Origin of the sequence: Rubripirellula reticaptiva, from assembly GCF_007860175.1 — a bacterium.
Classification (GTDB): Bacteria; Planctomycetota; Planctomycetia; order Pirellulales; family Pirellulaceae; genus Rubripirellula; species Rubripirellula reticaptiva.
This window is the reverse complement of sequence record NZ_SJPX01000001.1, coordinates 951,307-958,266: the sequence shown is the minus strand read 5'-3', so window position 1 is coordinate 958,266 and position 6,960 is coordinate 951,307. Positions and strand designations below refer to the sequence as shown.

The 6,960-nt window shown below is 53.9% G+C and carries 5 protein-coding genes and 1 pseudogene; 3 read left to right on the top strand and 3 right to left on the bottom strand.

The features are described 5' to 3' along the window. Positions 1-283: 283 nt before the first annotated feature. The 3 genes from Poly59_RS03585 to Poly59_RS03575 form a co-directional block, all read right to left on the bottom strand. The gene (locus Poly59_RS03585) at positions 284-1,600 is read right to left on the bottom strand and encodes an alpha/beta hydrolase family protein (RefSeq protein WP_246151352.1); all 1,317 of its coding nucleotides are present in this window, start codon (positions 1,598-1,600) and stop codon (positions 284-286) included. Between the two features lie 771 nt (positions 1,601-2,371). Then, positions 2,372-3,157 carry a bifunctional hydroxymethylpyrimidine kinase/phosphomethylpyrimidine kinase gene (gene thiD, locus Poly59_RS03580; RefSeq protein WP_146532661.1) on the bottom strand — a complete coding sequence of 262 codons (786 nt, stop codon included), beginning with the start codon at positions 3,155-3,157 and terminating at the stop codon, positions 2,372-2,374. Positions 3,158-3,159: 2 nt separating this feature from the next. Continuing rightward, the gene (locus tag Poly59_RS03575; RefSeq protein ID WP_261343480.1) at positions 3,160-3,438 is read right to left on the bottom strand and encodes a thiaminase II/PqqC family protein; all 279 of its coding nucleotides are present in this window, start codon (positions 3,436-3,438) and stop codon (positions 3,160-3,162) included. Positions 3,439-3,852: 414 nt separating this feature from the next. On the opposite strand from Poly59_RS03575, the pseudogene Poly59_RS03570 reads away from it, so the two are divergent. From Poly59_RS03570 to Poly59_RS03560, 3 genes and pseudogenes are all read left to right on the top strand, one after another. After that, positions 3,853-4,391, top strand: a pseudogene (locus Poly59_RS03570) (O-acetyl-ADP-ribose deacetylase). A 131-nt stretch (positions 4,392-4,522) separates the two neighbouring features. Next, complete coding sequence (locus Poly59_RS03565; RefSeq protein WP_146532659.1) at positions 4,523-6,562, top strand: prolyl oligopeptidase family serine peptidase; 2,040 nt, start codon at positions 4,523-4,525, stop codon at positions 6,560-6,562. Further along, positions 6,543-6,863: a YkgJ family cysteine cluster protein gene (locus tag Poly59_RS03560; RefSeq protein ID WP_146532658.1), complete on the top strand. Its 321-nt coding sequence runs from the start codon at positions 6,543-6,545 to the stop codon at positions 6,861-6,863. The genes Poly59_RS03565 and Poly59_RS03560 overlap by 20 nt, the downstream gene beginning before the upstream one ends. Positions 6,864-6,960 lie beyond the last annotated feature (97 nt).

Sequence of the window (6,960 nt, the reverse complement as noted above, 5' to 3'; positions counted from 1 at the left end):
CTGAGCGTCTCAATAGGTAGGTTCAAGCAGGATGATCAGAAACAACGTCACGTACCCCCAGACGTTCACCCCCAATGTTGTAGGAGCCTCGTCCCCATGCAACGATTTGTCTCGATCGGGAGCACAAATTTGTTAAATCTGATTCAAGGAGGTGGTCGTTTGTGCATCTAGTTTTGCGTTGGCCAAAGCAAATAACCGAGCGAATTGTCGGTAACCGTTGCGGGGGCCTCACATGTTCATGGAACAAACGCCCGATGTTCAATGCATCGAGTCCGTCGTGGGATCACTTTGAGTATTCATCAGCGATGGTTGGTTTGGACTTCAGGCCCGCGGTGTTGATCGTGATGATCGCGTATTCATGCTCGTTTCCATTCGTTGCTGTTTCGTCAGTGAACTCCATTTTCGCCAGCGGTTGAATCGGCGTATCACTGTATTGCAACCCTTGAAAGAGCGGCCGCCCAAAACGATTCTCGCCACCGATCTGAGCTAGAAATTCGCCGTCACGCATCACAATGAACTTTTCAATTCCACTTTGCAGGTCCGCTTCGGCATTCCAACTCAATTGGTTTCCATCAATGATGACATGACTGGGTTCGGGCGGTGGGGTAACGTCAGCCACATCCGTATTCTGCCGAAACTGAATCCATGCTTTGGCGATGTCTTCGTCAGGAAGCCAAATCATGCTGAGTCGATCCCCGTTGAATTCGGCTGCCGATATCGCCGTTGATCCGGTCGGTTCGGCCAGCCAAGCGTGATCGGTCGAAATCTCTCGTAGCGGTTCGCCGGGCTCGACCGGTAATCGCAACTTCAGACATTTGTCCAACCAGGGGATCGCCAGGTAACGCGAGTTCCCGCACTCGTGCGCTGTCCGTGGATCAATCGCAATGCCCAGCAATCCACCGCTTCGGCGAACCTTTTCGAAGAACGCCCTATTCGCTGGCCAGACTTTGGCGAATCGGCCCTCTGTCACAGTGACGCCTTCCTTAGTTCCCAGATTGCACATCATCGGAACTCGCAGCGCTGCATCGGGAAGTGCATGTGGCTGGATGGAACCTCGATCAGGATTGGCTTCGAACAAGGGGACGCCCGAACGAAGCCACGCGGCCGCGATTCGGTCAGGCTGGGTCATCACCATTCCGCCGCACCAGTGTCCGCCGCCGCTGTGTCCCCAAAGGGCAAGCGGAGCTTCGGAAAGTTCCGGGTGTCCTGACATCTTGCCAAGATCGGTGAGGGCTCGATCAAACGCACTGGCGGAACCGTTGCGTGGATCGCACCACATTTGACAATCGGCTTCCGTTGGTTGTTCGTACGATGGAGACAACAATGCGCACTGATGCTTCTTTGCTAGCGCCTGCCAATGCAAGTCGTAAGCGCCGGTCAATCCTGAACTGCACGATCCTTCGCCACAGCCATGTTGGTGAACGACGATGCCGCGAAGCGTTTGAATATTGGCGGGAATCCAGACCGTGTACTTCACCGGAAAGATCAGTTCACTAGGTTGTCCGGATGCTTCGTATCGCACCTGGTAGTAAGGAGGCTCGGTTTTCGGGAAAACATCATACGGAGGAGCTTGCGCCATCGAGGCGTGTGCAGCGAGCATCAAAGTAACGAGTACAGATCTGAAGAAGTGCGTCATGATGCAGCAAGAATCGTAAAAATGGGGAGTGGTTCAAATCGTCATTGGTGGCTGACATTGTAGTCGAGGCAACATCGAAATGAATCGCATGTGCTTAGACGTATCTAACTGGAAAACGCTTGAGGGCCGAGTAATCGTTGTGTCATGCCAACCAGATTTGTTCCCTGTTGTTGCCGCACGGCATCTAGCGAGCAGCCTCGCGGCCGGCTTGCACGACAAGCAGAAGGGACCCAAACAATACGCCAATGCCCAACAAGAATTCCATGAGCGTAAAACCTTGGCAACTTACCTTGGCGAATCAATCGCGCGGGTACATTTCGGCACGAACAGACAGACCATGGGAAGTCCAATGGGCAAGAGGGAACACAGATACGGACCAACTCCCTCGACAGTCGTTACCGAGGGTGGGATCAGACGTGGCTGGCTAGAGGGCGAAAGAGAAGCCCGTCGCTGGCTCAGTCGCTAGAGTTCACTCGCTCGTTCTAAGTGATTCTCGATCAGAAAAGCGGCTTGGCTTTCCCTTGAAACTACTTGATGTAAAAAAACAGCAATGCGCAAGAGCCGTTAATTTATGCTTTTACGCATCCTTCGAGTGGTCCATAACAGTTTGTTTTTCGGGTCGACCGTGATGGATCTTGGGAAATACCCTGGCGCACCAAGATCCGCTACTCAGCAATCAAGCTGGCATGAATTACCTATGTTTTTACTTGTGTATAGGATCGAGTTCCAAATCGCTCAAGAGTCCGCGTCACTGTGTAGGTTCACTGGACCGAAGCCGCTGCCCAGGCCTGGGCTTGTGCGGATTGCGGCTGTGATGAATTGCTTGGCTGCTTTCACAGCGGGAACCAGGCTCTCACCGTTTGCTAATCGCGCCGTGATTGCAGCTGAGAGAACGCAGCCGGTCCCGTGTGTGTGCTGGGTATTCACGCGCGGTGCGGGAAGCGTGTGAGCTCGGCCGTCGGTCCAAAGCACATCAACCGCGTCGCCGTCGAGATGTCCGCCTTTCACAAGTACGTTGGCGACACCAAATCGAGCGATCGCCTCCGCTGCTTGTTCCATCGAACGCACGTTGGTGATTTCTAACGCGGCCAGTTTTGCCGCCTCGTGAAGATTGGGTGTCACAAGAAACGCATTCGGTAAGAGCTGATGCGTGAACGCATCAACCGCTTCGTCGTCGATCAGCGCCGTGCCGTGCTTGCTGATCATGACAGGATCGACAACAAGCGGAAACGCAAATGACTTCGCCCGCTCGGCGATGGCTTCGATGTTGGAGACGTTTCCAAGTGCGCCCGTTTTGGCGGCGTTGGGAGGAATATCGGCTAAGACGGCCTCGAGTTGTGCGAGCACAAAGTTACTGTCGAGAATCTCAACCGCAGACACGGCCTGAGTGTTTTGAACCGTCAGCAGCGTGACAACGCTCGTTCCATAAACACCGTGCTGATGAAACGTTTTCAAATCAGCCTGCAAGCCTGCTCCGCCTGATGGATCTGAACCTGCGATGGTCAAAGCGACTGAAGTCATTACTAGTCCTGCAAAGTTGCTGAGAAAGTTTTTAGATCGCACTGCATCGCGTAAAGATAGGCGTCATGAACTGCGGCGCTTTTCGATGCGATATCGTCGGGCAGCGATTCGAGTTGCGCACAGAGTTGCCCGAATTCGTCGCCGGCGTGGGTCTTGATCCACGGTTGGTAAGAATGATCTTGTTGTAGCGAACTAGCCAGTTCATGACCTAGATGCTGGTGTAATTTCATGCGGGGAACCATGGCGGCGATAGTCTCGGCGAGGCTGCCTCGACGCCGCACGGGATTGGCAGCACCAGCTCGAAAGACTGCGTGTAAGCGGAAGCGACCTGGTAATCAACGTCTCGCGTACCGATCGGATGAATAGCGGCACTTAAATCAAGTTCGTGCTGGTGCCCTTTTTTGTTCGAACCAATCTAGCTCACTGTCGAGAGCGCCGAGTCCAGCAATCAAAACTTTCTGCGCCGGGCGGGACGTCTTTGCAACCGAAACTGCCTGAAACGCTGTGAGTCCTTTTGCGAACGCGTAGTTCTGACGGACACTACCTTACACGGTGTTACCAGACGGGCATCACTGTGTGTTCAGCAAGGCGGTTGATTCTGGTGTTCAGAACAACGAGTACATTGTGTTCGATACAAACCAACAACAGATTCGGTATTTGGCCGAGTTTCGTGTGGCCCGAACGAAAGCGAAGCAATGATCGAAGTCAGGCGCGGCGACATCACCAAACTGAGTGTTCACGCGATCGTCAACGCGGCCAATGAATGGATGTTGGGTGGTGGCGGTGTCGATGGTGCGATCCACCTCGCTGCGGGTGATGAATTGTAGCTGCGTGCCGTGCATTTCCCGAGCGTCGACCGGGTGTTCGTTGCCCGACGGGATTAGCGTGTGTCACGCCTGGGTTCCGGTTGCCGGCCAAGTATGTCATTCATACCGTCGGCCCGGTATGGAAGGGTGGCAATGCAAATGAGCGTGAACTGTTGGCTTCGTGCTATCGCCAATCCATGTGGCTCGCCGACGCGATTGGGGCGTCATCGATTGCTTTCCCAGCGATCAGTTGTGGCGTCTATCGTTTTCCGGTTGACGAAGCCGCTCAAATTTCGGTCCGAGCCATTCTCGAGGCCACTGCGCGCGATACTGGTGTACGAAACGTGACGTTGGTTGCCTTTGACGACGAAATTTTCGATGCGTGGCATCGAGCCGTTTTCAATCGTGAAACCAACTTAGACGCTTGAGCCGCATTTTGGCATTCAGTCGTTTGTACAGGCGGTTTGTAATCACGCCGATTGAATCGACTTTTCCTGTGGTCGAAGGTGTGTCCAGTTATCATGGACAGACTTCCCACCCAATGTAGGAGATTCCCACGGTGTATCGTTTCGCATTGTTTTTCGTGTTTTTGTTTGGCGCCGTAGCCGCGCATAGCAGGGCTGATGAGTTCAAGCAGTTGCCGCCTGCGGGTATCGAAATCGATGCCGGAATCCGCGGCGAACTATCGGCCCGAGTAGCCGATTTGGATTCGCGGATCGAGGCGTCGGCGAAAGGTTCAGCGGACGCCGATCGATGGGCGCCCGATGTCGAGGTATTGGTCCGGGCGGTTCGCTTGGCTCTCGATCACAACGGATTCTTCAAGGCATCGGAACTCAAGGATGCGGGGATGCTATTGGATGAGGCCGATCGGCGATTGAAAGCTGCGATGCGGGGCGATCGGGGACTGAAACTACTTGGATACAGCGGCCGATCGTCGGAAAAGCCCACTTTGGTGGTCGGTGGCTTTACGTCTCGGATCGACGATTCGGTCCAACCGTATGGATTGGTGATTCCCGCGGGGTACCGTGTTGGTCGGGGCGAATCTCGATTAGATGTTTGGCTACATGGCCGAGGCGACACAAAGACAGAAATTCCGTTTTTGAAAGAACGCATGACGAAGGTTGGCGAGTATGCGCCGGCGAAGACCTTTGTATTGCATCCGTTTGGCCGTCACTGTGTCGCGTTCAAATTTGCAGGCGAGACGGACGTTTACGAGGCGATCGAGCATGTGTCGCGGTTGTTTGCGGTTGATCGTGATCGCATTGCGATGCGCGGTTTCTCGATGGGTGGCGCGGGCGTCTGGCATCTTGCGGTCCATGATCCGACTCGCTGGTTTGCCGCCAACCCGGGTGCGGGATTTGTGGACACGATCGTTTATCAGGGTTGGGATAAAACGAAGCCGTTCGAGATCACCGAAAATCGACAGAAGCTGTTGAACTGGTACGATGTTTTGCCATGGACAACGAATTTACGAAACACAAACCTGATCGCCTACAGCGGCGAAGTGGACAAGCAGCGAGCGGCAGCCGAACGGGTTACATCGCTGGCAAAGCAGGAAGGCGTCCAGTACCAGCACATTATTGGTAAAGGCATGGGGCACAAGATCGATTCCAATTCGGCGAAAACGATCGATGCTGCGCTGGGGAAACTGGCCAGTGCTAAAACCGAGTCGCCAAGAACACAGATCGACTTTTCAACCTACCTGCTGCGCTATCATGAAGCCGATTGGCTGTCGGTCGAGGGACTCGAAGAACAGTTCTTGCCGGGACGCATTCGTGCAAAAATTGTGGGCGACCATGCGATTGAGATGACGACGAGCGGTGTGACTCGGTTACGTTTGGACTTTGCAAAGTCGGCTTGGCCGGGCGATGAAGCGAAAGTCACGGTGGCGATCGACGGACAAACCGTTCGGGTTAGCGATACCGGTCGGGCGACGGGATTGCAGTGCGAGATTGTTTGGGACGGTGCATGGTTGCAAGCGATGGACGATGATCCGGCGCTTCGTAAACGCCCCGGAATGCAGGGGCCGATCGACGATGCTTTTTGCGAAAAGTTTGTCTTTGTTTCGCCCAGTCGGCCGGCCACGCATGGCAAGGTCGAGCGATGGATCGATCGAGAAATGCAGTATGTATCGAAACGCTGGCAGACACTGATGCGCGGCAAAGCGAGATGGGTGAATGACGTTGATGTGACCGAAGAGATGGTGTCGACTTGCAATCTGGTTTGTTTTGGTGACTTTACTAGCAATCGATACTTGGCGAGTATCGCGGCAGGTTTGCCGATCGGTTGGAGTCGCGAACAGATCACGGTCGGCAACAAAACTTACAATCCGGTTTCTCACGCGGCCGTGATGTGTTTTCCGAATCCGAAGAATCCAAATCGTTACGTTGTCGTGAACAGCGGAATGACATTTCGTGATTTTTCGAACATCAGCAATTCACGCCAGATTGCAATGTTGCCAGATTGGGCGATCATTGACGTGGACACCACCAACGATCTGATTTTTGCAGGCGATGTGGTGGCCGATGGGTTCTTTGATGAACAGTGGAAACTAAAAACCGAGCCGACGAACGACCGCGATGAAGCTGCCAACGATTGAAGACTGTGGTGATTGCGGTGTGTGCTGCATGCACATGGGATACCCGCCGTATTTACGTGGCGAGAATGGAGGCCCGGTCGAAGAGTACTGGACGACGATGCCAGCCGATTTGAAGCGAGAATGGTTGGCTTACGTCGAATCCTACGACGTTCCCGACGATGAACTGGACGGTCCCTGTGTTTGGTTGGATCTGGATACGAAACGTTGCAAGCACCATGAATCGCGCCCGAGTGTGTGCCGTGATTTTCGCGTCGGCAGTCAAGGATGTCGCGATTGGCGGACGGCATACGGATTGCGTTGATGGCGTGATCATGTCGTGTTACTGACGTCGTTAAGAACGCTTTGTCGTAACTTGTCGGGTTCGATCGAACATGGATACGTATTTGGAATACAATACG

What these genes read in the sequence shown, in the direction of transcription:
- Poly59_RS03560 (WP_146532658.1), top strand. Translation starts at nt 6,543, where the DNA reads ATGAAGCTGCCAACGATTGAAGACTGTGGTGATTGCGGTGTGTGCTGC.
- Poly59_RS03585 (WP_246151352.1), bottom strand. Translation starts at nt 1,600, where the DNA reads ATGCTCGCTGCACACGCCTCGATGGCGCAAGCTCCTCCGTATGATGTT.
- thiD (WP_146532661.1), bottom strand. Translation starts at nt 3,157, where the DNA reads ATGACTTCAGTCGCTTTGACCATCGCAGGTTCAGATCCATCAGGCGGA.